We start from the raw sequence: 25,064 nt of genomic DNA on the forward strand, positions 1-25,064 counted from the left end.
CTTATCAATAATGCTAATGGTCAAAAACTAAGCCCTGGATGTAGATCAGGGCTTTTCCTATACACTGTTGCTCATTGAAATAATTTTTTAAATGAATTTCTAAAAAAGCATTGCTTTTCTTTTTTAGTCTGTGATATATTATTAATCGTTGTCGGAAAGCAACACAACGTAGCGGAAACGAACGAATTTCATTTGAAAAAAGTTGTTGACACTGCGGGGCAGACATGATAAATTATTACTTGTCGCCAAAACGACAGCAAAAAACATCACAAAAAAGTTGTTGACACAAACAACCGAAAGTGATAAACTGATAAAGTCGCTGACAAAGCGGCAAACAAAACATTTGATCTTTGAAAACTGAACGAACCAACCAGTACGTCAAAACATTTCTTCTTTATAGAAGAAATTTGAAACAAGCACATTCGGTGTGCAAATGAGCAAGTCAAACTTAACTTTTATGGAGAGTTTGATCCTGGCTCAGGACGAACGCTGGCGGCGTGCCTAATACATGCAAGTCGAGCGCGGGAAGCGAGTGGATCCCTTCGGGGTGAAGCTCGTGGAACGAGCGGCGGACGGGTGAGTAACACGTGGGCAACCTGCCTGTAAGATCGGAATAACCCCGGGAAACCGGGGCTAATGCCGGGTAATACTTTCTTTCGCATGAAGGAAAGTTGAAAGATGGCTTCTTGCTATCACTTACAGATGGGCCCGCGGCGCATTAGCTAGTTGGTGAGGTAACGGCTCACCAAGGCGACGATGCGTAGCCGACCTGAGAGGGTGATCGGCCACACTGGGACTGAGACACGGCCCAGACTCCTACGGGAGGCAGCAGTAGGGAATCTTCCGCAATGGACGAAAGTCTGACGGAGCAACGCCGCGTGAACGATGAAGGTCTTCGGATCGTAAAGTTCTGTTGTTAGGGAAGAACAAGTACCGTGCGAATAGAGCGGTACCTTGACGGTACCTAACGAGGAAGCCCCGGCTAACTACGTGCCAGCAGCCGCGGTAATACGTAGGGGGCAAGCGTTGTCCGGAATTATTGGGCGTAAAGCGCGCGCAGGCGGTTCCTTAAGTCTGATGTGAAAGCCCACGGCTCAACCGTGGAGGGTCATTGGAAACTGGGGAACTTGAGGACAGAAGAGGAGAGTGGAATTCCACGTGTAGCGGTGAAATGCGTAGATATGTGGAGGAACACCAGTGGCGAAGGCGACTCTCTGGTCTGTTTCTGACGCTGAGGTGCGAAAGCGTGGGTAGCAAACAGGATTAGATACCCTGGTAGTCCACGCCGTAAACGATGAGTGCTAGGTGTTAGGGGGCTTCCACCCCTTAGTGCTGAAGTTAACGCATTAAGCACTCCGCCTGGGGAGTACGGCCGCAAGGCTGAAACTCAAAGGAATTGACGGGGGCCCGCACAAGCGGTGGAGCATGTGGTTTAATTCGAAGCAACGCGAAGAACCTTACCAGGTCTTGACATCCTTGGACATCCCTAGAGATAGGGCTTTCCCTTCGGGGACCAAGTGACAGGTGGTGCATGGTTGTCGTCAGCTCGTGTCGTGAGATGTTGGGTTAAGTCCCGCAACGAGCGCAACCCCTAATCTTAGTTGCCAGCATTCAGTTGGGCACTCTAAGGTGACTGCCGGTGACAAACCGGAGGAAGGCGGGGATGACGTCAAATCATCATGCCCCTTATGACCTGGGCTACACACGTGCTACAATGGATGGTACAAAGGGCAGCGAAGCCGCGAGGTGTAGCAAATCCCATAAAACCATTCTCAGTTCGGATTGCAGGCTGCAACTCGCCTGCATGAAGCCGGAATCGCTAGTAATCGCGGATCAGCATGCCGCGGTGAATACGTTCCCGGGCCTTGTACACACCGCCCGTCACACCACGAGAGTTGGCAACACCCGAAGTCGGTGAGGTAACCTTTTTGGAGCCAGCCGCCGAAGGTGGGGCCAATGATTGGGGTGAAGTCGTAACAAGGTAGCCGTATCGGAAGGTGCGGCTGGATCACCTCCTTTCTAAGGATATAACGGAAACGTACTGTGTTGGTTGTTCAGTTTTGAAAGATCAAACTATGAAAATATGATCTTCCTTCAATTGGATGGGCCTGTAGCTCAGTTGGTTAGAGCGCACGCCTGATAAGCGTGAGGTCGGTGGTTCAAGTCCACTCAGGCCCACCATTCAAAAAGGGGCCTTAGCTCAGCTGGGAGAGCGCCTGCTTTGCACGCAGGAGGTCAGCGGTTCGATCCCGCTAGGCTCCACCATTTAAATGTTACATCAAACACAAGAATCTATTTTGTGTTTTATATTCAACCCTGAATAAGGGCGTGAACCTTGAAAACTGGATAAGGAATCATTGTTTTCATCTAACGATGAGACAATTGATGACAAGACATCTAATTGAAATTGTAAACGTCTTTTCACGAAGATAGTTAAGTGAATAAGGGCGCACGGTGGATGCCTTGGTACTAGGAGCCGATGAAGGACGGGACTAACACCGATATGCTCCGGCGAGCCGTAAGTAGGCTTTGACCCGGAGATTTCCGAATGGGGAAACCCACTGTTCGTAATGGAACAGTATCCTATACTGAATACATAGGTATAGGCAGGCACACCCGGGGAACTGAAACATCTAAGTACCCGGAGGAAGAGAAAGCAAATGCGATTTCCCAAGTAGCGGCGAGCGAAACGGAATCAGCCCAAACCAGAAAGCTTGCTTTCTGGGGTTGTAGGACACTCCATTGGAGTTATCAAAGAGGAAGATAGGCGAATCGATCTGGAAAGGTCAGCCAGAGCAGGTAACAGCCCTGTAGTCGAAATCTTTCTCTCTCCGGAGTGGATCCTGAGTACGGCGGAACACGAGGAATTCCGTCGGAATCCGGGAGGACCATCTCCCAAGGCTAAATACTCCCTAGTGACCGATAGTGAACCAGTACCGTGAGGGAAAGGTGAAAAGCACCCCGGAAGGGGAGTGAAAGAGAACCTGAAACCGTGTGCCTACAAGTAGTCGGAGCCCGTTAATGGGTGACGGCGTGCCTTTTGTAGAATGAACCGGCGAGTTACGACCGTATGCGAGGTTAAGCAGCAGAAGCGGAGCCGCAGCGAAAGCGAGTCTGAATAGGGCGAGTGAGTATGCGGTCGTAGACCCGAAACCGTGTGATCTACCCATGTCCAGGGTGAAGGTCAGGTAACACTGACTGGAGGCCCGAACCCACGTAAGTTGAAAATTACGGGGATGAGGTGTGGGTAGGGGTGAAATGCCAATCGAACACGGAGATAGCTGGTTCTCTCCGAAATAGCTTTAGGGCTAGCCTCAGAATAGAAAGTCATGGAGGTAGAGCACTGATTGGACGAGGGGCCCCTATCGGGTTACCGAATTCAGTCAAACTCCGAATGCCATAGACTTTGTTCTGGGAGTCAGACCGTGGGTGATAAGGTTCATGGTCGAGAGGGAAACAGCCCAGACCGCCAGCTAAGGTCCCAAAGTGTGTGTTAAGTGGAAAAGGATGTGGAGTTGCTTAGACAACCAGGATGTTGGCTTAGAAGCAGCCATCATTCAAAGAGTGCGTAATAGCTCACTGGTCGAGTGACTCTGCGCCGAAAATGTACCGGGGCTAAACACACCACCGAAGCTGCGGATTGATCTTATGATCAGTGGTAGGAGAGCGTTCTAAGGGCCGTGAAGTCAGACCGTAAGGACTGGTGGAGCGCTTAGAAGTGAGAATGCCGGTATGAGTAGCGAAAAAAGAGTGAGAATCTCTTTCACCGAATGCCTAAGGTTTCCTGAGGAAGGCTCGTCCTCTCAGGGTTAGTCGGGACCTAAGCCGAGGCCGAAAGGCGTAGGCGATGGACAACAGGTTGATATTCCTGTACCACCTCCTTTCCGTTTGAACGACGGGGGGACGCAGGAGGATAAGGAGAGCGCGCCACTGGATGTGCGCGTCCAAGCAGTGAGACGGTCGGATAGGCAAATCCGTCCGGCAACGTCAAGCTGTGATGGGGAGGGAAATAGAGTACCGAAGCTCCTGAGTTCACACTGCCAAGAAAATCCTCTAGTGAGGAAAGAGGTGCCCGTACCGCAAACCGACACAGGTAGGCGAGGAGAGGATCCTAAGGTGAGCGGGAGAACTCTCGTTAAGGAACTCGGCAAAATGACCCCGTAACTTCGGGAGAAGGGGTGCTCCTCTGCCGAGGAGCCGCAGTGAAAAGGCCCAAGCGACTGTTTACCAAAAACACAGGTCTCTGCGAAGCCGTAAGGCGAAGTATAGGGGCTGACACCTGCCCGGTGCTGGAAGGTTAAGGGGATGCGTTAGCTTATGCGAAGCGTTGAACCGAAGCCCCAGTAAACGGCGGCCGTAACTATAACGGTCCTAAGGTAGCGAAATTCCTTGTCGGGTAAGTTCCGACCCGCACGAAAGGTGCAACGACTTGGGCACTGTCTCAACGAGAGACCCGGTGAAATTATACTATGTGTGAAGATGCACATTACCCGCGACAGGACGGAAAGACCCCGTGGAGCTTTACTGTAGCCTGATATTGAATGTTGGTACAGCTTGTACAGGATAGGTAGGAGCCTTAGAAGCCGGAGCGCTAGCTTCGGTGGAGGCGCTGGTGGGATACTACCCTGGCTGTACGGACATTCTAACCCAGGACCGTGATCCGGTCCGGAGACAGTGTCAGGTGGGCAGTTTGACTGGGGCGGTCGCCTCCCAAAAGGTAACGGAGGCGCCCAAAGGTTCCCTCAGAATGGTTGGAAATCATTCGCAGAGTGTAAAGGCACAAGGGAGCTTGACTGCGAGACCTACAAGTCGAGCAGGGACGAAAGTCGGGCTTAGTGATCCGGCGGTTCCGCATGGAAGGGCCGTCGCTCAACGGATAAAAGCTACCCCGGGGATAACAGGCTTATCTCCCCCAAGAGTCCACATCGACGGGGAGGTTTGGCACCTCGATGTCGGCTCATCGCATCCTGGGGCTGTAGTCGGTCCCAAGGGTTGGGCTGTTCGCCCATTAAAGCGGTACGCGAGCTGGGTTCAGAACGTCGTGAGACAGTTCGGTCCCTATCCGTCGTGGGCGTTGGAAATTTGAAAGGAGCTGTCCTTAGTACGAGAGGACCGGGATGGACACACCGCTGGTGTACCAGTTGTTCCGCCAGGAGCATCGCTGGGTAGCTACGTGTGGTCGGGATAAGTGCTGAAAGCATCTAAGCATGAAGCCCCCCTTGAGATGAGATTTCCCTTTGCTTTAAGCAAATAAGATCCCTCAGAGACGATGAGGTTGATAGGTCCGAGGTGGAAGCGTGGTGACACGTGGAGCTGACGGATACTAATGGATCGATGACTTATCTATCTGATGAAAATCATTCGTGAAAAGATCGTCCTTTTTCAAACAAGATGTTTCCTTATCCAGTTTTGAGGGTTCACCTCAAACTTTATATTGATGTGGTGGTGAAGGCGAAGAGGTCACACCTGTTCCCATGCCGAACACAGCAGTTAAGCTCTTCAGCGCCGATGGTAGTCGGGTTTACCCCCGTGAGAGTAGGACGCCGCCACATTGATTCTCTTTCCTTATTAATGCTTTTGATGAATGAACATTATTCCAACGTAGCTCAGTGGTAGAGCAATCGGCTGTTAACCGATCGGTCGTAGGTTCGAATCCTACCGTTGGAGCCACTTGCTTCCATAGCTCAGTGGTAGAGCACTTCCATGGTAAGGAAGGGGTCGCCGGTTCAAATCCGGCTGGAAGCTCTGAGAAACGATCAAACACATGGCCCGTTGGTCAAGTGGTTAAGACACCGCCCTTTCACGGCGGTAACACGGGTTCGAATCCCGTACGGGTCACCACTTATCGGAGGATTAGCTCAGCTGGGAGAGCACTTGCCTTACAAGCAAGGGGTCGCAGGTTCGAACCCTGCATCCTCCACCATTAAATTCATAAGCCGGCCTAGCTCAACTGGCAGAGCAACTGATTTGTAATCAGTAGGTTGGGGGTTCAAGTCCTCTGGCCGGCACCACTTATTTAGTCAAAGTGGAGGGATAGCGAAGTTGGCCAAACGCGGCGGACTGTAAATCCGCTCCCATCGGGTTCGTAGGTTCGAGTCCTACTCCCTCCACCATTTATTTCATTGACTATAACGGCTGACATCCATGATCAGCTATTTTTTATGAAAATAAACATTTCTTGTATAATGATCTTTAGATGGTAAATACTATTTTTGTAACTGTTGGGCCATAGCCAAGCGGTAAGGCAACGGTTTTTGGTACCGTCATGCGCTGGTTCGAATCCAGCTGGCCCAGCCATTTTCTTAAGATGTTATACTGGATATTATTATATGAGTCATTAGCTCAGCTGGTAGAGAAGCCGTAATCATCATTGAATTTTCTTCATTGTAGGCTTTGCGAGGAGCGTATGCTTCACCGATAAATCTATCAACGTGACGAGCACACTGCTTATAAAATAATGAGCATTATTTTTCATACGAGCCATTAGCTCAGCTGGTAGAGCATCTGACTTTTAATCAGAGGGTCGAAGGTTCGAATCCTTCATGGCTCATCTTTCATTTTCATATGCGGGAGTAGTTCAGTGGTAGAACACCACCTTGCCAAGGTGGGGGTCGCGGGTTCGAATCCCGTCTCCCGCTCCATACGGGGCCTTAGCTCAGCTGGGAGAGCGCCTGCTTTGCACGCAGGAGGTCAGCGGTTCGATCCCGCTAGGCTCCACTCTATGAACCTGACATCAACAGTTGATGTCAGGTTTTTTATGTTCTTTTCCTATTGCATCCAGGATTTTTTGATGTCCCAAAGAAAATCTCTAATGGTTTTCGAGCCATTGATTAAAAGTTATTGAGATTCTCATTTGTTTTTGATGTTCATCGAATTTTGTAACGCTGCTCTCGATGAACAGTCCTTCTTCTATTATATGGAAAAAGGTTTCAAACCTTGTAAACATGCATGATTACATACGTTTTCATACTGTTTCCCGTATATATATGCACAAACATGTCCAGTTGAGTCATAACGGGAAAAACGGATACAATTATAGTAGAGAAAAAAGGAGGAACTTTGATGAATAAACAGCTTTCAGTTATCGGTGTACCTATGGACCTTGGACAGATGCGCCGAGGCGTGGATATGGGACCAAGTGCTATTCGTTATGCGGGTATGGTTGAACGTCTAGAGCAATTGAAATATAACATTGAAGATCTAGGGGACATTGAGATTCCTCGTCCAAAACAAAATACAGATGAGAAAGAAGATAATTTACGTAACTTGAATGAAATTGCTGAGGGAAGTCGTCGTCTTGCAAAGGCGGTTGATGAAGTAGTAGAAAATAAACGTTTTCCACTTGTCCTTGGGGGAGATCATAGTATTGCTATGGGGACTCTTGCAGGAGTTGCCAAACATTATGAAAACCTTGGTGTCATCTGGTATGATGCTCACGGCGATTTGAATACTGCCGACAGCTCGCCTTCCGGTAACATTCATGGGATGCCACTTGCTGTAAGCTTAGGAATCGGCCATGAGAAACTGACGAGTATCCATGATTATGAACCAAAGATTAAACCAGAAAATATTGTGATTATCGGAGCCCGTTCTCTAGATGAAGGAGAAAGAGTGCTTATTGAAGAGAAGGGCATCAAAGTCTATACGATGCACGAAGTTGACCGTATGGGCATGACGCAAGTGATGGAAGAGACAGTGGATTATTTGAAAGATCGTACCGATGGGGTGCATTTAAGCTTAGACCTTGATGGTCTGGATCCTAATGAAGCTCCTGGCGTAGGAACACCTGTAATGGGTGGCTTAAGCTACCGTGAGAGCCATCTAGCAATGGAGATGCTTCATCAGTCAGAGATGATTACATCTGCGGAATTCGTAGAAGTAAACCCGATTCTCGATGAAAAAAATAAAACCGCTAGCGTAGCGGTAGGTTTGATGGGTTCTCTATTTGGTGAGAGCTTGAAATAAATGCACAATTCTAGCAGTAACCCGCTTTTTGTAAGGTGGGTTGCTGTTTTTTATATGTTATTTCATCATATTCATTTAACAAGCGATCTAATTTCACACTCACTCGTATGACTTCCGGCGAGCTCAACTTATGGAGGCTGGCTAAACGAATCATTTCCACACGACAAGCTTCGATTTCTTTCTTCAAAGCGGTCACTCGCTTCATATTAAATTTCCTCCTAAGAAATTTTTTACATTTACAGCTTTATAACCGATACTAAAAAAAGTTAAACTTATATTAGCTAAAAAAATATTAAATTTATGAAACTTTGTGGCGAGGTCATCCGTAAAGGTTAACGACCGCACGTATAGCGGAGGTATTAGAAGATGGAAACCATGATTAAGCAAAAAATAAAAGAAGTGAAAAAGGGCAATCAATCCGCTTTCGAAGACATTGTTTCTTTTTACCAGAATAAAGTTTTTCATATTTGTCTGCGAATGGTTGGGAACTCGTATGAAGCTGAAGACCTGGCCCAGGAAGCCTTTATCAGAGCCTACACGAATCTCCATACGTTTGATGAGAACAGGAAATTCTCCACTTGGTTGTATAGGATAGCAACGAATCTGTCGATTGACCGAATCCGCAAAAAAAAGCCGGACTATCATCTGGATGCAGAAGTGAAGGGGACGGAAGGCTTAGACATGTATTCGCAATTAGCTGCCGACCAAGCTCTACCTGAAGAAGAAGTGGAAAGCCTTGAATTACAATCCTACATCCACAAGGAGATATTAGCACTTCCACCTAAATATCGCAGCGTTATCGTGCTTCGTTATTTAGATGAGCTTGCTCTTCAAGAGATCGCGGAGGTGTTGGATATTCCAGTAGGGACTGTTAAGACGAGGGTCCATCGAGGTAGAGAGGCTTTACGTAAGAGGCTTCGACATGTGTGAAGGAGTTGAGAGGGAATGAATTGCAAAAGAGAAGCCATTGAACTCATGCATAAGTATTTAGATGGCGAATTAAATAAAGAAGAAGAGAGACGACTGAGAGATCATTTACAAAGCTGCCAATCCTGCCAAAATCACTTTCATGAACTAAAGAGAACGACGACACTGATTAAAAACACGACGCCTGTATCTGCGCCGCCACGTTTTACTGCGAATGTGATGGCGAATTTGCCAAAAGAGAAGAAAAGGAAGAACTATCTCCGTAAGCTCCAAAGGCATCCGTTGCTTACAGCTGCTGCCGTCTTCTTCTTATTGATGTTCGGTGGAATATTTACCGAATGGAACCAGGACCAGCAAGTGACGGTATCCAAGCAGGAGAATCTGGAAATACGTGATCATACGGTCATTGTACCGGAAGGCGTTACGGTTGAAGGAGATCTTGTCGTGAGAAATGGGGATTTGAGGATTGACGGGAAAGTCGATGGGGACATTACCCTTATCAATGGCGATATCCTTAATGATTCTTCTGGACAAGTAGAAACGAATGATGAACTTGACCGTAATAATCTCCGGGCATATTCAGGAGAACTGACCGAAGTGAACCAGGTTTACGAATGGATCTGGTATCATACGAAGAAGACATTCAAGGCGATTTTCTCATTTGAATCGGATTAAAAAAGCAAGGAGGCTTACGCTTCCTTGCTTTATTTTTGAACAGAATGGAGCATAAGGCTCCCTGAAACGACCAAAATGGTATAGAAATGTATGGGTCTCTCCCAAGGACGGTATGTTCTCCATATATACAGGAAAGGTTATGTGATATAATGGTAAATGTGAATTTTTAAGGTTTATTATATCTAAAAGGAAGTGTAGGCATGCTTGATGGGGGATTGGATGTTTTAGATTATTTTTTGATTACTGTGGATATCGCCCTTGTCTGGTTTGTTGTATATAAATTAATCATGCTGATTCAGGGAACGAAAGCCGTTCAGCTATTAAAAGGTATTTTCGTTATTCTGGGTATATGGTTATTGAGTAATTTATTTGGACTGACCACATTAAGGTGGCTGATGTCACAAGCAATTACGTGGGGTTTCCTCGCGATCATCATTTTGTTCCAGCCTGAACTTAGAAGAGCTTTAGAACAACTGGGACGAGGAAGTTTCTTCAGCAGGAATACTTCAGAAGAAGAAGACACCGAGAAAACCTTACAGGCAATTATTAAGTCTTGTAACTATATGGCCAAACGCCGAATCGGTGCATTGATTACAATAGAACGAGATACAGGTATGGGGGATTACGTAGAAACAGGCATACGTGTCGGCGGACATTTGTCGAGCGAGTTGCTTACGAATATTTTCATACCGAATACTCCTCTCCATGATGGAGCGGTCATACTTAAAAATGATGAAATTGTCGCTGCTGCCTGTTATCTCCCACTTTCAGAGAGTCCTTTTATTTCGAAAGAGCTCGGGACGAGGCACAGAGCGGCTATGGGAATCAGTGAGGTGACGGATGCTTTAACGATCGTCGTTTCTGAAGAGACAGGAGCTATTTCCTGTACGAAGAACGGGGAATTGCATCGAGACCTTGATCAAGTGAAACTGGAAGAGATTTTGCGTACTGAATTGGATTACTCCGCCCCTGCGGTGAAAAGCTGGAACTGGAGGGGGAAGAAGAATGGATAATTGGTTCAAAAGTGTATGGTTTATAAGAATTATATCCCTTATGCTTGCTGGTCTTCTTTGGGTGACGGTCAATGTGGATAACAATATGGACTCAGATTCTTTATTCTTCAATCAGTCATCCTCTGATATGGAAGTGATGGAAAACATTCCACTTGAAATCAGGTTTGATAGTGAAGAATATGTGGTCAGCGGAATCCCTCAAGAAGTATCCGTCTCTGTTGAGGGGCCGACCTCTGCTGTCGCTCCTGTTTCCAGACAGAAGAACTTTACGGTTTTTGTAGATTTGAATGGACTTGGTCCGGGCACACATGAGGTGTCCTTACAGCACTCAGGGATATCCAACCAGCTTGCAGTCACGCTCGATCCAAAAATCATTGAAGTGACGATTGAGGAAAAAGTGACCGAAGATTATGAAGTGAACATTGATTATATCAACCAAGGAAACCTGGATAGTGAGCTTGAGCTTGGTGATCCAGAAGTGGAACCTTCTGAAGTTGCCATTACAGGGGCTTCATCGGTCATTGAGCGTGTAGCCTCTGTGAAAGCGATTATTGATGTCGGTGAGGCTAAAGAGTCAATTGAAGCGCAGGAAGCTCCTGTCAAGATTTATGATAATCAGGGGAATGAGCTGAATGTCCTCGTGGATCCAACGACTGTAAATGTATCTGTTCCGATTTCCACCCGCACGAAAAGCGTTCCATTAAATGTTGCCGCTCGTGGAGGGAATACGGAAGGGGTACTGATTGAATCGGTCCGTACGGAAACAGAGGAAGTCACCATTTCCGGACCGAAAGAAGTACTTGATGGCATTGAGGCGCTTCCTGAAATCCCTGTTGATGTATCAGAAGTGACAGAAGATCAAACCGTAGAAGTCGATATTCCGCTTCCTGAAGGAGTGACTTCCGTTCAACCTGAAACCATTGAAGTGGACATTGAAGTTGTTGAAGGCGAAGCGGGAGATGACGGAAACGGCACAGATTAATCAAAACGAATCAATCGTGAAAACATAGATCAATGGAAAGTATAGAAAGAGAGGTCGAATGATTATGGGTAAATATTTTGGCACGGACGGCGTACGAGGCGTCGCGAATAAGGAATTAACACCAGAACTTGCATTCAAACTTGGCCGTTACGGCGGTTATGTCGTAACAAAAGGTGTCGAGCGTCCGAAGGTTTTGATTGGACGTGACACAAGAATCTCTGGTGAGATGCTTGAAGGCGCATTGGCTGCCGGGTTATTGTCGATTGGAGCAGAGGTCATGCGTCTCGGTGTCATCTCTACACCAGGCGTAGCCTTTTTAACAAAAGCACTGCAAGCGGAAGCGGGAATTATGATATCCGCATCCCACAACCCTGTCGAAGATAATGGCATCAAATTCTTCGGTCCAGATGGTTTTAAATTGACCGATGATCAAGAGCAGGAAATTGAAGCATTAATTGATGCAGAGCAAGATGACCTTCCAAGGCCTTCAGGATCGGATCTTGGTCAGATCAATGATTACTTCGAGGGCGGGCAAAAGTACTTGCAACACTTGAAGCAAACCGTTGATTATGATTTTGAAGGACTTCACATCGCACTCGATTGCGCTCATGGAGCGACTTCATCACTGGCCTCCCACTTGTTTGCAGATCTTGAAGCCGACATTTCTTCGATCGGGTCATCGCCGGATGGTCTGAACATTAATGACGGCGTCGGTTCTACACACCCGGAGCCGTTACAAGACCTTGTGAAAGAGAAGAAAGCGGATGTAGGACTTGCTTTTGATGGAGACGGCGATCGTCTGATTGCAGTTGATGAAAAAGGGAACATCGTAGACGGAGACAAAATCATGTACATTTGTGCCAAGCACATGAATGAAAACGGTACGTTGAATAACTCGACAGTGGTCTCTACGGTTATGAGTAACCTTGGTTTCTATAAAGCAGTAGAAGCAAATGGAATGAAGAGTGATAAGACGGCCGTAGGGGATCGTTATGTCATGGAAGAAATGCGTCGCGGTGGTTATAACCTTGGTGGGGAACAATCCGGACATATCATCTTCCTTGATCACAATACGACAGGAGATGGCATGTTGTCGGCTCTTCAATTGGTCAATGTCATGAAAGAAACGGGCAAACCACTCTCAGAGCTTGCGAGTGGAATGGAAAAGTTCCCTCAAGTATTGAAAAATGTTCGTGTCATTGATAAAAATAAAGTTCAAACCCATCCTAGAATTCAGGAAGCCATCCAGGCTGTAGAAGAGGAAATGGGTGGAAGCGGACGAGTTCTTGTACGCCCATCCGGTACAGAGCCTTTAGTAAGGATCATGGTGGAAGCACCTACGGAAGAACAATGCGAAGAGTATTGTGATAAAGTTGTCCAAGTTGTTGAAGAAGAGCTTGGTTTGAAGGAGTAGTTTCAGGGCTTGCGCAGGTCGCACATGGGGGTGATCTGCGCATATCCTATTACAGGCCCCTTACATTTTTGTAACGGTTACAATTTTTATTGACCCATCTGAGAGGGCTGTGTACAATTGAACATGTCCTTAAAAAATTGTCGAATTTCATGTTTGAAAAGACTTTCATTCGGAAATGAGACAAAAGGATTTTATTTTGAAATAGTTAAGGAGGATCGAGGTCATTCCTTATTTATAAAGCGCCAGGACTGTGTGCTACGTCTTAAAATGAACACAGTTGACGAGGTGGAGGTTCATCGAGTATTCGGCGGATGCCTCCCGGTTGCCACACTTCAACCGCATGTCCGAATGTAAAACGGAAAGGTGACTTTCCGAACAAAACATTCAGGACGAAGTGATCAAAGAAAGTATAACGGGAGAGGGGCAGCGAAAAGCCCCTTGAAATCTACGGAGCATTCGTTGCCCTTCTCTGATAACAGGAGGACAACAATTATGTGTGGAATTGTAGGATATATCGGACAGAATGATACAAAAGAGATTTTATTGAATGGTTTGGAAAAGCTTGAATACCGCGGTTATGATTCAGCTGGAATTGCAACATTGAACGAAAATGGTGTGGAAGTGACGAAAGTAAAAGGGCGTATCGCTTCTTTAAGAGAAGCTGTAGATGAAAGTGTCAAAGCGACGCACGGCATCGGACATACACGCTGGGCTACACACGGCGCTCCCAGCGAAGAAAACGCTCACCCGCACCAAAGCACTTCCGGACGCTTTACAATCGTTCACAATGGCGTCATTGAGAACTATGTGGACGTTCGTGACGAGTACTTGAGCGACGTGGAGTTCAAGAGTGAAACAGATACGGAAATCATCGTTCAATTGATGGAAGTCCTGAATAATGAAATGAACGATGTAGCTGCAGCTTTCCGTAAAGCTGTCGAGCTTTTAACTGGTTCTTATGCGATTGCAATGATCGACCGTGAAGATCACGATACGATTTATGTCGCTAAGAATAAGAGTCCACTGTTAGTTGGAATCGGTGATGACTTCAACGTTGTAGCCAGTGATTCTATGGCGGCTCTTCACGTAACGGATCAATTCCTTGAGCTTATGGATAAAGAAACCGTCATCGTTCGTCGCGATGGTGTTGAAATCCAAAAGCCCGATGGCAAAAAGGTTGAGCGTGAACCATTCACAGCAGAATTGGATACAACTGATATCGAAAAGGGAACGTATCCTCACTTTATGCTGAAAGAGATTGATGAACAGCCGTTCGTCATCCGTAAAATCATTCAAGAATATCAAAATGAGAATGACGAGATCAAGCTGGATCCTGAAATCCGCCAAGCGATGAAAGAGTGCGACCGTATTTACATCATCGCCGCAGGTACGAGTTACCATGCCGGACTTCTAGGTAAACAGTTTATTGAAAAACTCGCAAACATTCCAGTAGAAGTTCATGTAGCTAGTGAATTCTCTTACAACATGCCACTTCTTTCTGAGAAACCGTTGTTTGTTTACATTTCTCAAAGTGGTGAAACGGCAGATAGCCGTTCTGTCCTTGTCCAGACCAAAGAACTTGGTCATCCGGCACTGACGGTTACGAACGTGCCAGGGTCCACCCTTTCCCGTGAAGCAGACTATACGATGCACCTGCACGCAGGACCTGAAATCGCTGTAGCTTCTACAAAAGCCTATACAGCACAAATGGCTGTTCTTGCCATTCTAGCTGTTGATACAGCACGTGCGAAGGACATTGAACTTGATTTCGATCCTATGCAGGAGCTTGCAATCGTGGCAACTGCTATGGAAGCTTTAACTGATCAAAAAGAGAAGTTAGAAGACTTGGCGAGCGAGTATCTATCAACGACTCGTAACTGCTTCTTTATTGGCCGCGGCATTGACTATTATGTCGGATTGGAAGGTTCTCTGAAGTTGAAAGAGATCTCTTACATCCAGGCGGAAGGTTTCGCTGGTGGTGAATTGAAGCACGGCACGATCGCTCTAATTGAAGATGGCACACCTGTCATCGCTCTTGCAACACAGGAAAACGTCAACTACTCCATTCGTGGAAATGTCCAGGAAGTAGAAGCACGTGGCGCTAACAGCATGATCATCAGTATGGAAGGTTTGAACAAAGATGGCGATGCTTTCGTCATTCCACAAGTGCATGATCTGATGACACCACTTGTTTCTGTCATTCCATTGCAGCTGATTTCTTACTATGCAGCGCTGCACCGTGACTGTGATGTTGATAAACCACGTAACCTTGCGAAGAGTGTTACGGTAGAATAAAGATTTGGAAAGCTGGCATCCGTTTAAGGATGTCAGCTTTTTTATTTTCCTGCATTTGGATAGGGGAAAGAAAACCTGGGGAAAATACATCTATTCGATGCAGTTAGAGGTGTTCGTATGAAGAAATGTTTAATGTCTTTATTGTTCATAACCTGCATGTTGGGTGTCCATACGCCCGTTCATGCCCAAGTGGATCAGTCCAAACCCCTTGAAGAGTTCTATGCTGAATATGGATATAAGTCTTTGGAAGAAGCAGTCAAAGAATTTGAACAGCAAATGAAAATGAAAGTATCTCTTCCTAAGAAACTTCCGTCCTTGGCATTTACACACGTTTTGGCCAAGGTTAATCGGTTAGGTGGGAACGAAAATGTGGAATTAAATGTTGAGTACTTGAATGAGCACGTACCTGAAAATCATTTTAATGTGGATATACGGCCTGCAGAAAACAAGCTATTTATTCATGAGAAGCGAATCATAGAACAGGTGAGGTTGAAGACTGGGGGGAAAGGAATTTTCGTGAAAGTCCCGGGTTTTCACGTTTTCATTTTTGAAACGGAGCATTGGCAGTACAGGTTGAGTATGGATCAACGCGTATCTGATCACTTTTATCCTGATGAATTAGTGGAAATCGCCAATACCATCGACAGCGAGTAATCGGTTAGGATTGGTATAGCTTCAAGGTTAAACAAAAAGGAGGCGTTCCATGACGCCCCCTTTTTGGTATGCTGTTTTTCTATTCTCCAAACATATAGGTCTTATGGTGGTAGGATATTGAAAAAGCAATTCCAAGCGCCATCAAGTTTCCGAGCAAGGCACTTCCCCCATAACTGATAAACGGTAGCGGAATTCCCGTGATTGGAAGCAGCTGCACAGACATTCCGATATTCTGGAATACGTGGAATGCGATCATACTGATGATTCCGACCATTACATAAGAGCTGTAGTTGCTGTTCGCTTTAAAAGCGATGGTCGTGAAGCGATAGATCAATAGGAAGAATAGGATGATGACGATACAAGAACCGAGAAAACCGTATTCTTCTGCGATGATACTGAAAATGAAGTCGGTTTGTGCCTCTGGTAAGTATACTTCCCGTTCGCCGAACCCTTTTCCATACAGCTGTCCGGAACCAATGGCTCTCATCGCTTTGACGAGATGGTATCCGGAAGAGTCTTCATACTTGGTCGGCTGGAACCAGGAGTAGATACGACCGAGCTGATACTCCTTCACACCTAAATAGCGGTCAAGGAGTTCAGGCGCTTTTAGTGCAAGCCAGATCAATCCTGTTCCAATAGCTGAGATGATGGTGAAAATCGGTAAAATGATTTTCCATGAGATGCCTGAGATCAGGACGAATCCTGCTAAGATGGCGATGAACACAAGGCTTGTCCCTAAATCGGGCTGCTGCATGATCAAGAGAACCGGCAGGCCGGTAGCCGCTCCTAATTTGAGCAACAGGAACAAATCCATTTTCATTGATGAACGGTGCTTTTGATTATGATCAACGGCAATCCTTCCGAGAGCAAGAATGGTGAATATCTTTACAAGCTCTGCAGGTTGTAAAGATAATCCCGGCATGGCGAACCAACTCTTCTGCCCTTTGATGACAGGAGCAATGGATGGTGGTGCGACGATCAGGGCAATCAAAAGAATGATGCCGAATCCATATAAGTACCAGCTGATTTTTTTGAAATCTTCAGGATCCACAAGGAGCATAAAGCCGATGACGATGCCACCGAGGCCATACCAGACCAACTGTTTAAGTACGAAGTTATCATTATATTGTGTGCTTTGCTGAGCACTGAAAAGAGCGACTGCACTGACGGCTATGAAACAACACATAATAAAAAAGAGCTGCCAATCGAATCTTTCTTCGAATTTCATTTTTGGTTATACATCCTCTCATGTTGGCGAAGCAAAAAAGCGTGCTGTTGACTATTATAAGCACATGTAACACGTTTGAAAAGTAAACTCTTCCTTATTCTTCAATTATAAAGCAATCTTTTCGGTCATGGACATGAAAATGTAACACTTATGTATCAAATAAGCTCCCGATTGTGGAAGACTCAGTTTCGAGTCTTTTGTTGAGTGGATGGGAGCTACGGGGAATGGCTCGCTTTCCGCGGGAGCGCGGTGAGCCTCCTCGGACTGCGTCCTGTGGGGTCTCACCAAGCACTTTTTTCCCGCAGGAGTCTCCCCATTCCCCTCCGCCCACTTGCCGGAAGAGATTTTCGAAACTACCTTCCAGTAATAGGAGCTTTTATTGTTAAGAATCCTATATCGATGCAGTTAAACAGAATTTCACAAAAAACTAGTCAGGCTACTATAAGAGGGGTTTCGAGTACCTCATATGGCAAAGGGGCGGAGGGAAACGGTGAGACTCCTGTGGGAAATGCGTGGTAGATGAGACCCCGCAGAGCGTTAGCTCGAGGAGGCTCATCACTCGCCCACGGAAAGCGAACCTTTTCCCGGAGCCCCTAAATTACCACAAAAGTCTCCAAATCAAGTCTTCCACAATCCTGCCATATAGCTTAATAATTCTCATTCAACATCATTCAAATTCAAATAAAAAATCTCCAAAAGAACGGTGATTGGTTGGTGCATATTTTAGAAACAGGTGAAGAGTCGCTGGATTCTCATGTATTTATATAATTTTCTTGCATGACGACCTTCTGAGGTATAAGGATTTTGTAATCTTTCAAGCTGATTGATGAAAGCAAGGTCACAGGCACAGTAATCTCTGTGATAGCGATAGCATTCATCATGTGCTTTGCAGGCGGCATCTACGGCGTTGACGGGTTCGCCAGGGCCGCTGCATCCTGGTCCACAGTACTTGTATCCGGGAAAGACACAGAACCCGGGTCTGCGTACCGGTCCTCTTCTTCTATACATGTGGTTCTCCTCCATCAAAAAGATTGGCTAAGAATAGTTTATGACAAGGAATGGATTTTGTTTGGTCACATACCCTTCCTATGTTTATAAAACCCTTTCATGAGATACATACTAACTAACACCTTAAAGGAGGAGACTTTATGTCACACGAAAAATATCAAGACCTTATCCAAAAGCTACATGTGTGCATGGAAGCATGTAACCATTGTTACGATGCTTGTTTGAAAGAGGAAGACGTAAAAATGATGGCGGAATGTATTCGTACCGATCGTGAATGTGCCGATATTTGCGGATACTTAGAACAAGCAATTTCAAGAAACTCTCCGTTTGTATCTGAATTGGCAGGGGTTTGTGCGAAGATCTGCCAGGCTTGTGGAGATGAATGTAAGCAACATGATCATCAGCACTGCCAGGATTGTGCCAAAGCTTGCTATGAATGTGCGGAAGCTTGTAAGCAGGTAGCATAATTGATGAGAGCGGCCTCGCGATTAAGAGGCCGCTCTTTTTACTTTGCACAGCACTTTTCTTCCTTTTGTTCTTTGATTACGACTGTACAACAAGTTTTTTCTTTTTTCTGTCTAAAAAGTTTCTCTAACAAATTCATGGGTTCACCCCCTTTAAATCAAGTAGAAAAGAAATCCTGATAGGGTAGACATGGCAATGACTGAACCTACAAAAGTGAAGACTAATTTCTTTTTGAAAATGCTGTGAAGCAGAGTCACCTCTGGGAGACTGGCACCTGCTGAGCTGATCATCAGAGCCATTACGGGTCCAAGGGCCATTCCTTTAGCAATCATCATTTGTGAGATTGGAATCATGGTAGATAACCGAATGTATAAAGGAAGACCCAGGACCGCAGCAATGGGTACGAGCCACCACTGTTCGCCTCCCATATAACGAGCGATCCATTCTTCAGGCACGACTCCATGTATGAAGGCACCAATGGCTGCTCCAATGAGCAAGAATGGATAAACACTTTTCATAAGTTCCCATGTTTCCGAAATCGCACGATTCACATTCACTTTGTTTGTAGATGTTGGTGGGTTGTAATTTTCCATGATTACAGGTTTGAGTTGCTTCTCAAATCCTAACCCATGCAAAGAGAACCCTACGATAATAGATAGAGTGGTCGTGATAAGTGTGTAAAACAGCGCTACCTTCCACCCCAGGATGGCTGTCATGAGAGTAAGGATCGTGATGTCTAAGACAGGAGATGCAAATAAGAAAATCATGATGATAGGGAAGCGGATGTGATTTCTTAAAAGGTGAACGACAATTGGAATTGTTGAACATGAACAGAAAGGGGTTACAAACGCGAAAAGTACAGCGATTCCTGCACTTATAAGCGGGTGGCTTTTATCCATGAGCGATTCCATGCGCTCATAAGGTATAAACCCTTGGAAAAGATAAATAAGAAAAGAGATACCTAAAAAGAGAATGGTTAATTCTGTGGCGATGGTAATAAAACTAAATAATGTATCCTGTATCATCATCACTGCACCTTTCATCAAAAAAAGTTGATTTATTGTAGGTGGTTAGCAACAGGTACAGCAGATTTCTGGTTTTCTTTGACGAGTTGGAAAGTTCCAATCCCTTATTTTAATACGGGAGGCGGACTGCTTTTTGAAAGATTTTACATTTAGTAAAATTTCTTTATTTTTAAGCTTCCATTCTTCTGTCGTAAACATAATATCGTCTCCTTAAATCAAGTTTTTTTGATCAATTAACCAGCAAAAGGGCAAGCGCAAAGGCTTATGCCCTTTGTATTAATCGTGTCTGAATAGACAGCACAACTCTTCGGACAACAAGTGATTCACTTCTTCTTCATTTAAGGAATAGTAGCTCCAGGTTCCTCTTGTTTCTTTCTTGATCAGGGATGCATCCAGTAAAATCTTCAGGTGGTAGGAAAGTTTCGATTGAGGCAGAGCCATGGTGTCAGAAAGATCACAGACACACACTTCTTTTTGTTGAGTGATTTGATGCATGATCTGTAACCTGCGTTCATCAGCTAAGGCTTTAAATTTTTTCTGGTAGGTCTGAAAAGTTTTGGACAAGGACAAATCCTGAACGGGTATTTCTTTCATTTAATGATCCTCCTTAAATCAATATTATTTGATTAATTACAATCGTAAGGGTTAATTTTCTGAAAAGCAAGTATTTCATCAATTTTTTTTGATTTAACATTTAAAACATCTTCTCTTAATGTAGAATTTACATTGAAGGATTACTGTATAAGTATATTCTTATATACGAAACATAGAGGAGTGACGGATATGATTGATTCTCATCCATGTCAGGGTTACGGGGCAGATTTTCTCCGATTAAGAGAATCCAAATCGATGAGTAAGGAGCAAGTGGCTTTTTTATTGGGAGAGGACGTCCGCTTCATTGAACGGTTGGAAAGCGAAAAGATATATCCTTCTTCCTATCTAATGAATAAGATTTCGGAAGTGTTTCAAATGGACATAAAGGTCGTCTCAGGAAGGATTTGGTGTAAGTCTCCATCTGAATGTTCGAAGTGGGTTTGAATTTTTCTCTTGCATATATAAGCATATACTTATATCATGATGGAGGGTGAGGTGATTCTGATGGAAATGACAATCATTGAGTTGGAACAAGCCGCACAGACGTTGAAGCTCTTAGGAGATAAAACGCGGCTGACCATTCTTGGTTTGGTAAAAGATAGTGAATGTTGTGTATGTGAGTTTGTGGAAGTGTTACAAATGAGCCAGCCTTCAATCAGTCAGCATCTAAGAAAACTGCGTGATGCTGGACTTGTAAAAGAACAACGAAGAGGGCAGTGGATTTTTTATTCCTTGAACAGAGAACATGCGACATATCCCATCATTCAACAGGTTCTGGAACAAATTCCGGACCAAAAAGAGAAATTGACCGCATTGGAAGAAGCCGGCTTGCGGATCCAATGCGATAGTTAGGGGGATTGGTTTTGAGTTTAGCACTAATTGCTACGATTATTTTTATACTTACGCTCGTCTTTGTCATTTGGCAGCCTAAAAATCTCGGGATTGGCTGGTCCGCTTGTGCGGGGGCGATCCTTGCTTTGATCTTTGGTGTCGTCGATTTTCAAGACGTGCTTGCCGTTACCGATATTGTCTGGAACGCAACATTAGCCTTTATTGCCATCATCATTATTTCATTGATACTAGATGAGATTGGTTTTTTCGAATGGGCAGCCCTTCACATGGCCCGTGTAGCTAAAGGTGACGGGAAGCGGATGTTCGTTTATGTGACCTTGCTCGGAGCTGTAGTTGCTGCGCTATTCGCAAATGACGGAGCGGCATTGATTTTAACACCGATTGTTCTTGCGATGGTCAGGAATTTGAATTTCAAGGAAACCATGATTCTTCCGTTCATTATGGCCAGTGGTTTCATTGCCGATACGACTTCCTTGCCGCTGATTGTCAGTAACCTCGTGAACATTGTATCTGCAGACTTCTTTGATATTGGTTTTGTAGAGTATGCGTCACGGATGATCGTTCCGAACTTGTTTTCACTTACTGCAAGTATTCTTGTCTTATTCTTATTTTTCCGTAAGAGTATTCCGGACAATTACGATTTATCTCAGTTGAAAAAACCGAAGGAAGCGATCCAGGATCATAAGATGTTCCGCATGTCGTGGGGCGTTCTTGCTGTTCTGTTGATCGGATACTTTGCAAGTGAGCCTTTGGGGATTCCTGTTTCCATCATTGCCGGAATTGTCGCAATCTTTTTCCTATTGATGGCGAGAAGAAGCGCGGCTGTGCAGACAGGAAAAGTGGTCAAAGGAGCTCCATGGGCGATTGTCTTCTTCTCTGTCGGAATGTATGTCGTCGTTTACGGACTTCGGAATGTCGGCTTGACCGATATCCTTGCGAATGTCATTCAGTACACGGCAGATCAAGGCTTGTTCACAGCGACAGTCTCTATGGGGTTCATTGCGGCCATTCTTTCTTCCATCATGAATAACATGCCAACCGTAATGATTGATGCTCTTGCCATTGCTGATACGAATACAGCAGGAACGATGAGGGAAGCCCTCATTTATGCCAATGTCATCGGGTCAGACCTTGGGCCGAAGATTACAGCCATTGGGTCTCTAGCGACCTTATTATGGCTCCACGTTTTATCCATGAAAGGCTTCAAAATTTCATGGGGGTACTACTTTAAAGTAGGAATCATATTAACTGTGCCGACCTTATTCATTACACTCGTCGGACTTTATCTATGGTTATTAATTCTATAATTTTTACACAAAAAAGGAGAAATGCTACATGTCTAACAAACCAGTCATCTATTTTCTATGCACAGGAAACTCTTGCCGCAGCCAAATGGCGGAAGGGTTCGGAAAGAAATACTTGAGCGACAAGTTTGAGGTGAAATCTGCAGGGATTGAAGCGCACGGCTTGAACCCGAATGCGGTCAAAGCGATGAATGAAGTCGATGTTGATATTACAGATCAAACATCTGACATCATCGATCCGGATATCCTGAATAATGCTGAATATGCGATTACTCTTTGTGGAGATGCGAACGATAAGTGCCCAATGACTCCTCCACATGTTACCCGTTTCCACTGGGGATTCGATGACCCGGCGAAAGCGGAAGGTACGGAAGAAGAGAAGTGGGCATTCTTCCAGTGTGTACGTGACGAAATCGAAGCACGTATCCAGAAGTTCGCTGAAACTGGGGAGTAAAACGAAAAAGCCGAGATACAATCTCGGCTTTTTCTATAAGGGTAAATTTAACCAAAGGAGAGGATTGTAATGAAAAAGGTTGAAGTATACGATCCAGCGATATGCTGTTCTACTGGCGTTTGCGGTCCATCTGTCGATCCGGCGCTGACGAAAGTAGCGAAGCAGCTGGCGGTTCTTGAAGCGAATGGCTTAAAGGTGGAACGTTATAATCTTTCCAACGATACACAAGTTTTTGTTGAGAATGAAAAGGTAAGTGCTCATCTTCAAAAAGAAGGCGAATTAGCTTTACCTTTGACGATCGTTGATGGGGAAGTAAAGAAGACGAAAGCTTATCCTACTGAAAGTGAGTTCGCCGAGTGGTGTGGCGTAGAAGAAAGTTTATTGACAGAGAATAAGACAAAGGCAGACGCTCGTTTTACGATTTTGGATTAAGGAGTTTTTTACGTGGAATCTCTATATCAGCCGAATGTAATGGAATTTCCATATTTTCTATTTTTAACTGGAAAAGGTGGAGTCGGAAAGACCTCTACGGCGTGTGCGACGGCGGTATCGTTAGCAGATAACGGGAAACGGGTATTGCTAATTAGTACCGACCCTGCTTCTAATCTGCAAGACATTTTTCAAGAGGAGTTTGGTCAGAATCACCGCTACTTGAGAGATGTTCCTCGTTTGGCTGTTGTGAACCTTGACCCGGAAGAAGCGGCAGCCAAACATCGGGAGGAAGCGATCGGTCCTTATCGAGGTAAACTTCCGGAAACAGTTCTACACTCCATGGAAGAACAAATGTCAGGGGCGTGCACGACTGAAATTGCCGCATTTGATTCGTTCACATCTTTCCTCTGTGATGATGAAGTGAAAAATGAATTTGACCATATCATCTTTGATACTGCGCCGACAGGACATACCTTACGTTTGCTGCAACTACCGAAAGCGTGGAGTGGCTTTATGGAAACCAATCCGGATGGAGCTTCCTGTCTCGGCCCATTATCTGCTCTTGCAGATAAGAAGGGCAGATATGAACAAGCGGTGCGGACATTGTCAGATCAGGAGCAGACGTTACTTCTATTGGTGAGCCGTCCGGAAGAGACTGCATTTTATGAAGCGGACCGTTCCTCAAAAGAGCTTTTCAAAATAGGCATTCAAAATCAACGGCTTGTTGTAAACGGACTATATCAACCGGTAGATTCGGAAGACCCCATCGCCCAAGCCTTTCTCTTGAAGCAGGTGAACGCACTGGATACGATGTCAGATCATCTAAGAAACTTAAGGTCATATCATCTGCCTTTTGCGCCTTTATCATTGACGGGAGTGAATGACTTGAGGGCATGGATTGAGGGGAATGTGGTTGATCGTATGAATTTGGAAGGTGATACGATCGGAAGCTCAACGGATGTGTCAGGACTTTCAGATTTGGTGCAGGAATTTTTGAAAACAAAGCAGGGACTTATTTTTACGATGGGTAAAGGCGGGGTTGGTAAAACAACAACAGCTGCCTCTATGGCAGTGGAACTCGCTGAACAAGGATACAGGGTCCATTTGACGACCACAGACCCGGCGGATCACTTGAGTTCCCTTTTCGAAGATCAATTACATGAGAATCTGCGGGTATCAAATATCGATCCGAAAAAGGAAACGGATGCCTATAAGAAGATGGTTCTTGATCAGACGAGTCACGATTTAAATGAAGATGAACTAAACTACTTAAAAGAAGATCTTGATTCCCCATGTACGGAGGAAATCGCTGTATTCAGAGCCTTTGCAGATGTTGTGGAACATTCAGAAGAAGAGTATATCGTCATTGATACGGCTCCTACTGGGCATACCCTGCTTTTATTAGATGCTGCTCAATCTTATCATCGTGAAATAGAGAGAACGACTGGTCATGTACCGGAGTCAGTAAGAAACCTTTTACCGAAATTGAGAGATGAAACATACACCCATGTAGTTATCGTCTCTTTAGCGGAAGCAACGCCTGTGTATGAAGCAGAACGTTTAGAAGCAGACTTAAAGCGGGCAGGTCTCCATCCGAAGTGGTGGGTAATCAATCAGACGTTTTCAGGTGTATCCCTCACAGATCCTGTTTTGAAAGCGAAAGCGCATATGGAGGAAAAGTGGATGCTGCATACGGTTGAGCACGTCCCCAAAGTAGCTAGAATCCCATGGCAGGAGAAGATATTCCTAGAGGGGCAGACAACTTAAAGGAGGATTC

At 45.2% G+C, this 25,064-nt stretch carries 20 protein-coding genes, 12 tRNA genes and 3 rRNA genes; 30 read left to right on the forward strand and 5 right to left on the reverse strand.

Annotated features, from left to right (window positions below; translation table 11 throughout):
• The first annotated feature begins 454 nt into the window (after nt 1-454).
• From ACJA3J_RS00935 to rocF, 16 genes are all read left to right on the forward strand, one after another.
• Nucleotides 455-2,019 (forward strand): 16S ribosomal RNA (locus ACJA3J_RS00935).
• An 85-nt stretch (nt 2,020-2,104) separates the two neighbouring features.
• Nucleotides 2,105-2,181: transfer RNA gene (locus tag ACJA3J_RS00940), tRNA-Ile, on the forward strand.
• Between the two features lie 8 nt (nt 2,182-2,189).
• A tRNA-Ala gene (locus ACJA3J_RS00945) sits at nt 2,190-2,265 on the forward strand.
• A gap of 166 nt (nt 2,266-2,431) precedes the next feature.
• A 23S ribosomal RNA gene (locus tag ACJA3J_RS00950) occupies nt 2,432-5,347 on the forward strand.
• Nucleotides 5,348-5,438: 91 nt separating this feature from the next.
• Nucleotides 5,439-5,552 (forward strand): 5S ribosomal RNA (gene rrf, locus ACJA3J_RS00955).
• The 16S, 23S and 5S rRNA genes sit together here with 12 tRNA genes alongside, the layout of an rRNA operon.
• A gap of 43 nt (nt 5,553-5,595) precedes the next feature.
• Nucleotides 5,596-5,670: transfer RNA gene (locus ACJA3J_RS00960), tRNA-Asn, on the forward strand.
• Nucleotides 5,671-5,673: 3 nt separating this feature from the next.
• Nucleotides 5,674-5,745 (forward strand) — tRNA-Thr (locus ACJA3J_RS00965).
• A 21-nt stretch (nt 5,746-5,766) separates the two neighbouring features.
• A tRNA-Glu gene (locus tag ACJA3J_RS00970) sits at nt 5,767-5,841 on the forward strand.
• Nucleotides 5,842-5,847: 6 nt separating this feature from the next.
• Nucleotides 5,848-5,923: transfer RNA gene (locus tag ACJA3J_RS00975), tRNA-Val, on the forward strand.
• Between the two features lie 12 nt (nt 5,924-5,935).
• A tRNA-Thr gene (locus ACJA3J_RS00980) sits at nt 5,936-6,011 on the forward strand.
• A 16-nt stretch (nt 6,012-6,027) separates the two neighbouring features.
• Nucleotides 6,028-6,113, forward strand: a tRNA-Tyr gene (locus tag ACJA3J_RS00985).
• A 109-nt stretch (nt 6,114-6,222) separates the two neighbouring features.
• Nucleotides 6,223-6,297: transfer RNA gene (locus ACJA3J_RS00990), tRNA-Gln, on the forward strand.
• Nucleotides 6,298-6,477: 180 nt separating this feature from the next.
• Nucleotides 6,478-6,550 (forward strand) — tRNA-Lys (locus ACJA3J_RS00995).
• Nucleotides 6,551-6,566: 16 nt separating this feature from the next.
• Nucleotides 6,567-6,641: transfer RNA gene (locus tag ACJA3J_RS01000), tRNA-Gly, on the forward strand.
• Between the two features lie 3 nt (nt 6,642-6,644).
• A tRNA-Ala gene (locus tag ACJA3J_RS01005) sits at nt 6,645-6,717 on the forward strand.
• Between the two features lie 345 nt (nt 6,718-7,062).
• The gene (rocF, locus tag ACJA3J_RS01010; protein WP_406945272.1) at nt 7,063-7,965 is read left to right on the forward strand and encodes an arginase; all 903 of its coding nucleotides are present in this window, start codon (nt 7,063-7,065) and stop codon (nt 7,963-7,965) included.
• 10 nt (nt 7,966-7,975) lie between these two features.
• Here rocF and ACJA3J_RS01015 read toward each other — a convergent pair whose 3' ends face one another.
• A complete protein-coding gene (locus tag ACJA3J_RS01015; RefSeq protein WP_406945273.1) occupies nt 7,976-8,170 on the reverse strand; it encodes an aspartyl-phosphate phosphatase Spo0E family protein in 195 nt (64 codons plus the stop codon).
• Nucleotides 8,171-8,331: 161 nt separating this feature from the next.
• On the opposite strand from ACJA3J_RS01015, the gene sigW reads away from it, so the two are divergent.
• The 7 genes from sigW (at nt 8,332) to ACJA3J_RS01050 (ending at nt 15,925) form a co-directional block, all read left to right on the forward strand.
• Nucleotides 8,332-8,895: an RNA polymerase sigma factor SigW gene (gene sigW / locus ACJA3J_RS01020; RefSeq protein ID WP_089652933.1), complete on the forward strand. Its 564-nt coding sequence runs from the start codon at nt 8,332-8,334 to the stop codon at nt 8,893-8,895.
• A gap of 15 nt (nt 8,896-8,910) precedes the next feature.
• Nucleotides 8,911-9,567, forward strand: coding sequence for a zf-HC2 domain-containing protein (locus tag ACJA3J_RS01025; RefSeq protein WP_089652932.1), 657 nt, complete (start codon nt 8,911-8,913; stop codon nt 9,565-9,567).
• 200 nt (nt 9,568-9,767) lie between these two features.
• Nucleotides 9,768-10,580, forward strand: a complete 813-nt coding sequence (gene cdaA, locus ACJA3J_RS01030) for a diadenylate cyclase CdaA (protein ID WP_089652931.1) — start codon at nt 9,768-9,770, stop codon at nt 10,578-10,580.
• Nucleotides 10,573-11,562 carry a YbbR-like domain-containing protein gene (locus ACJA3J_RS01035; protein ID WP_406945274.1) on the forward strand — a complete coding sequence of 330 codons (990 nt, stop codon included), beginning with the start codon at nt 10,573-10,575 and terminating at the stop codon, nt 11,560-11,562. The genes cdaA and ACJA3J_RS01035 overlap by 8 nt, the downstream gene beginning before the upstream one ends.
• Nucleotides 11,563-11,626: 64 nt before the next feature.
• A complete protein-coding gene (glmM, locus tag ACJA3J_RS01040) occupies nt 11,627-12,976 on the forward strand; it encodes a phosphoglucosamine mutase (protein ID WP_406945275.1) in 1,350 nt (449 codons plus the stop codon).
• Between the two features lie 492 nt (nt 12,977-13,468).
• Nucleotides 13,469-15,271 carry a glutamine--fructose-6-phosphate transaminase (isomerizing) gene (gene glmS / locus ACJA3J_RS01045; protein ID WP_406945276.1) on the forward strand — a complete coding sequence of 601 codons (1,803 nt, stop codon included), beginning with the start codon at nt 13,469-13,471 and terminating at the stop codon, nt 15,269-15,271.
• A 117-nt stretch (nt 15,272-15,388) separates the two neighbouring features.
• Nucleotides 15,389-15,925, forward strand: a complete 537-nt coding sequence (locus ACJA3J_RS01050; protein WP_406945277.1) for a hypothetical protein — start codon at nt 15,389-15,391, stop codon at nt 15,923-15,925.
• A 79-nt stretch (nt 15,926-16,004) separates the two neighbouring features.
• On the opposite strand, the gene ACJA3J_RS01055 is transcribed toward ACJA3J_RS01050, so the two are convergent.
• Nucleotides 16,005-17,153: an FtsW/RodA/SpoVE family cell cycle protein gene (locus tag ACJA3J_RS01055; RefSeq protein ID WP_406945278.1), complete on the reverse strand. Its 1,149-nt coding sequence runs from the start codon at nt 17,151-17,153 to the stop codon at nt 16,005-16,007.
• A 723-nt stretch (nt 17,154-17,876) separates the two neighbouring features.
• Nucleotides 17,877-18,161 carry a phospholipase gene (locus ACJA3J_RS01060; RefSeq protein ID WP_115893262.1) on the reverse strand — a complete coding sequence of 95 codons (285 nt, stop codon included), beginning with the start codon at nt 18,159-18,161 and terminating at the stop codon, nt 17,877-17,879.
• Between the two features lie 140 nt (nt 18,162-18,301).
• Between ACJA3J_RS01060 and ACJA3J_RS01065 the strand changes: the two genes are divergently transcribed.
• Entirely contained in the window at nt 18,302-18,628 is a 327-nt protein-coding gene (locus tag ACJA3J_RS01065) for a four-helix bundle copper-binding protein (RefSeq protein ID WP_406945279.1), read from the forward strand.
• A 150-nt stretch (nt 18,629-18,778) separates the two neighbouring features.
• Here the strand turns inward: ACJA3J_RS01065 and ACJA3J_RS01070 are convergent, their stop codons facing one another.
• Both ACJA3J_RS01070 and ACJA3J_RS01075 read right to left on the reverse strand, forming a co-directional pair.
• Nucleotides 18,779-19,651, reverse strand: a complete 873-nt coding sequence (locus tag ACJA3J_RS01070; protein WP_406945280.1) for a permease — start codon at nt 19,649-19,651, stop codon at nt 18,779-18,781.
• A gap of 276 nt (nt 19,652-19,927) precedes the next feature.
• A complete protein-coding gene (locus ACJA3J_RS01075) occupies nt 19,928-20,245 on the reverse strand; it encodes a metalloregulator ArsR/SmtB family transcription factor (protein WP_089652923.1) in 318 nt (105 codons plus the stop codon).
• Between the two features lie 189 nt (nt 20,246-20,434).
• Here ACJA3J_RS01075 and ACJA3J_RS01080 point away from each other — a divergent pair, with 189 nt between their 5' ends.
• From ACJA3J_RS01080 to arsA, 6 genes are all read left to right on the forward strand, one after another.
• A complete protein-coding gene (locus tag ACJA3J_RS01080; RefSeq protein WP_115893265.1) occupies nt 20,435-20,689 on the forward strand; it encodes a helix-turn-helix transcriptional regulator in 255 nt (84 codons plus the stop codon).
• A gap of 60 nt (nt 20,690-20,749) precedes the next feature.
• Nucleotides 20,750-21,097: an ArsR/SmtB family transcription factor gene (locus ACJA3J_RS01085; RefSeq protein WP_406945281.1), complete on the forward strand. Its 348-nt coding sequence runs from the start codon at nt 20,750-20,752 to the stop codon at nt 21,095-21,097.
• 11 nt (nt 21,098-21,108) lie between these two features.
• Nucleotides 21,109-22,404: an arsenic transporter gene (locus ACJA3J_RS01090; protein ID WP_406945282.1), complete on the forward strand. Its 1,296-nt coding sequence runs from the start codon at nt 21,109-21,111 to the stop codon at nt 22,402-22,404.
• A 28-nt stretch (nt 22,405-22,432) separates the two neighbouring features.
• A complete protein-coding gene (gene arsC / locus ACJA3J_RS01095) occupies nt 22,433-22,855 on the forward strand; it encodes an arsenate reductase (thioredoxin) (protein ID WP_406945283.1) in 423 nt (140 codons plus the stop codon).
• A gap of 69 nt (nt 22,856-22,924) precedes the next feature.
• Nucleotides 22,925-23,287, forward strand: coding sequence for an arsenite efflux transporter metallochaperone ArsD (gene arsD, locus ACJA3J_RS01100; protein WP_406945284.1), 363 nt, complete (start codon nt 22,925-22,927; stop codon nt 23,285-23,287).
• Nucleotides 23,288-23,299: 12 nt separating this feature from the next.
• Complete coding sequence (gene arsA, locus ACJA3J_RS01105; RefSeq protein ID WP_406945285.1) at nt 23,300-25,054, forward strand: arsenical pump-driving ATPase; 1,755 nt, start codon at nt 23,300-23,302, stop codon at nt 25,052-25,054.
• Nucleotides 25,055-25,064 lie beyond the last annotated feature (10 nt).

Source organism: Halobacillus sp. SY10, assembly GCF_045401165.1.
In the GTDB taxonomy this organism is placed as follows: Bacteria; Bacillota; Bacilli; order Bacillales; family Halobacillaceae; genus Halobacillus; species Halobacillus aidingensis.

Coding starts and splice junctions, on each gene's coding strand:
- arsC (WP_406945283.1), top strand. CDS start 22,433: ATGTCTAACAAACCAGTCATCTATTTTCTATGCACAGGAAACTCTTGC.
- ACJA3J_RS01065 (WP_406945279.1), top strand. CDS start 18,302: ATGTCACACGAAAAATATCAAGACCTTATCCAAAAGCTACATGTGTGC.
- cdaA (WP_089652931.1), top strand. CDS start 9,768: ATGCTTGATGGGGGATTGGATGTTTTAGATTATTTTTTGATTACTGTG.
- ACJA3J_RS01055 (WP_406945278.1), bottom strand. CDS start 17,153: ATGAAATTCGAAGAAAGATTCGATTGGCAGCTCTTTTTTATTATGTGT.
- ACJA3J_RS01080 (WP_115893265.1), top strand. CDS start 20,435: ATGATTGATTCTCATCCATGTCAGGGTTACGGGGCAGATTTTCTCCGA.
- ACJA3J_RS01085 (WP_406945281.1), top strand. CDS start 20,750: ATGGAAATGACAATCATTGAGTTGGAACAAGCCGCACAGACGTTGAAG.
- ACJA3J_RS01025 (WP_089652932.1), top strand. CDS start 8,911: ATGAATTGCAAAAGAGAAGCCATTGAACTCATGCATAAGTATTTAGAT.
- sigW (WP_089652933.1), top strand. CDS start 8,332: ATGGAAACCATGATTAAGCAAAAAATAAAAGAAGTGAAAAAGGGCAAT.
- ACJA3J_RS01035 (WP_406945274.1), top strand. CDS start 10,573: ATGGATAATTGGTTCAAAAGTGTATGGTTTATAAGAATTATATCCCTT.
- glmM (WP_406945275.1), top strand. CDS start 11,627: ATGGGTAAATATTTTGGCACGGACGGCGTACGAGGCGTCGCGAATAAG.
- rocF (WP_406945272.1), top strand. CDS start 7,063: ATGAATAAACAGCTTTCAGTTATCGGTGTACCTATGGACCTTGGACAG.
- ACJA3J_RS01075 (WP_089652923.1), bottom strand. CDS start 20,245: ATGAAAGAAATACCCGTTCAGGATTTGTCCTTGTCCAAAACTTTTCAG.
- ACJA3J_RS01050 (WP_406945277.1), top strand. CDS start 15,389: ATGAAGAAATGTTTAATGTCTTTATTGTTCATAACCTGCATGTTGGGT.
- ACJA3J_RS01070 (WP_406945280.1), bottom strand. CDS start 19,651: ATGATACAGGATACATTATTTAGTTTTATTACCATCGCCACAGAATTA.
- glmS (WP_406945276.1), top strand. CDS start 13,469: ATGTGTGGAATTGTAGGATATATCGGACAGAATGATACAAAAGAGATT.
- ACJA3J_RS01015 (WP_406945273.1), bottom strand. CDS start 8,170: ATGAAGCGAGTGACCGCTTTGAAGAAAGAAATCGAAGCTTGTCGTGTG.
- ACJA3J_RS01060 (WP_115893262.1), bottom strand. CDS start 18,161: ATGTATAGAAGAAGAGGACCGGTACGCAGACCCGGGTTCTGTGTCTTT.
- arsD (WP_406945284.1), top strand. CDS start 22,925: ATGAAAAAGGTTGAAGTATACGATCCAGCGATATGCTGTTCTACTGGC.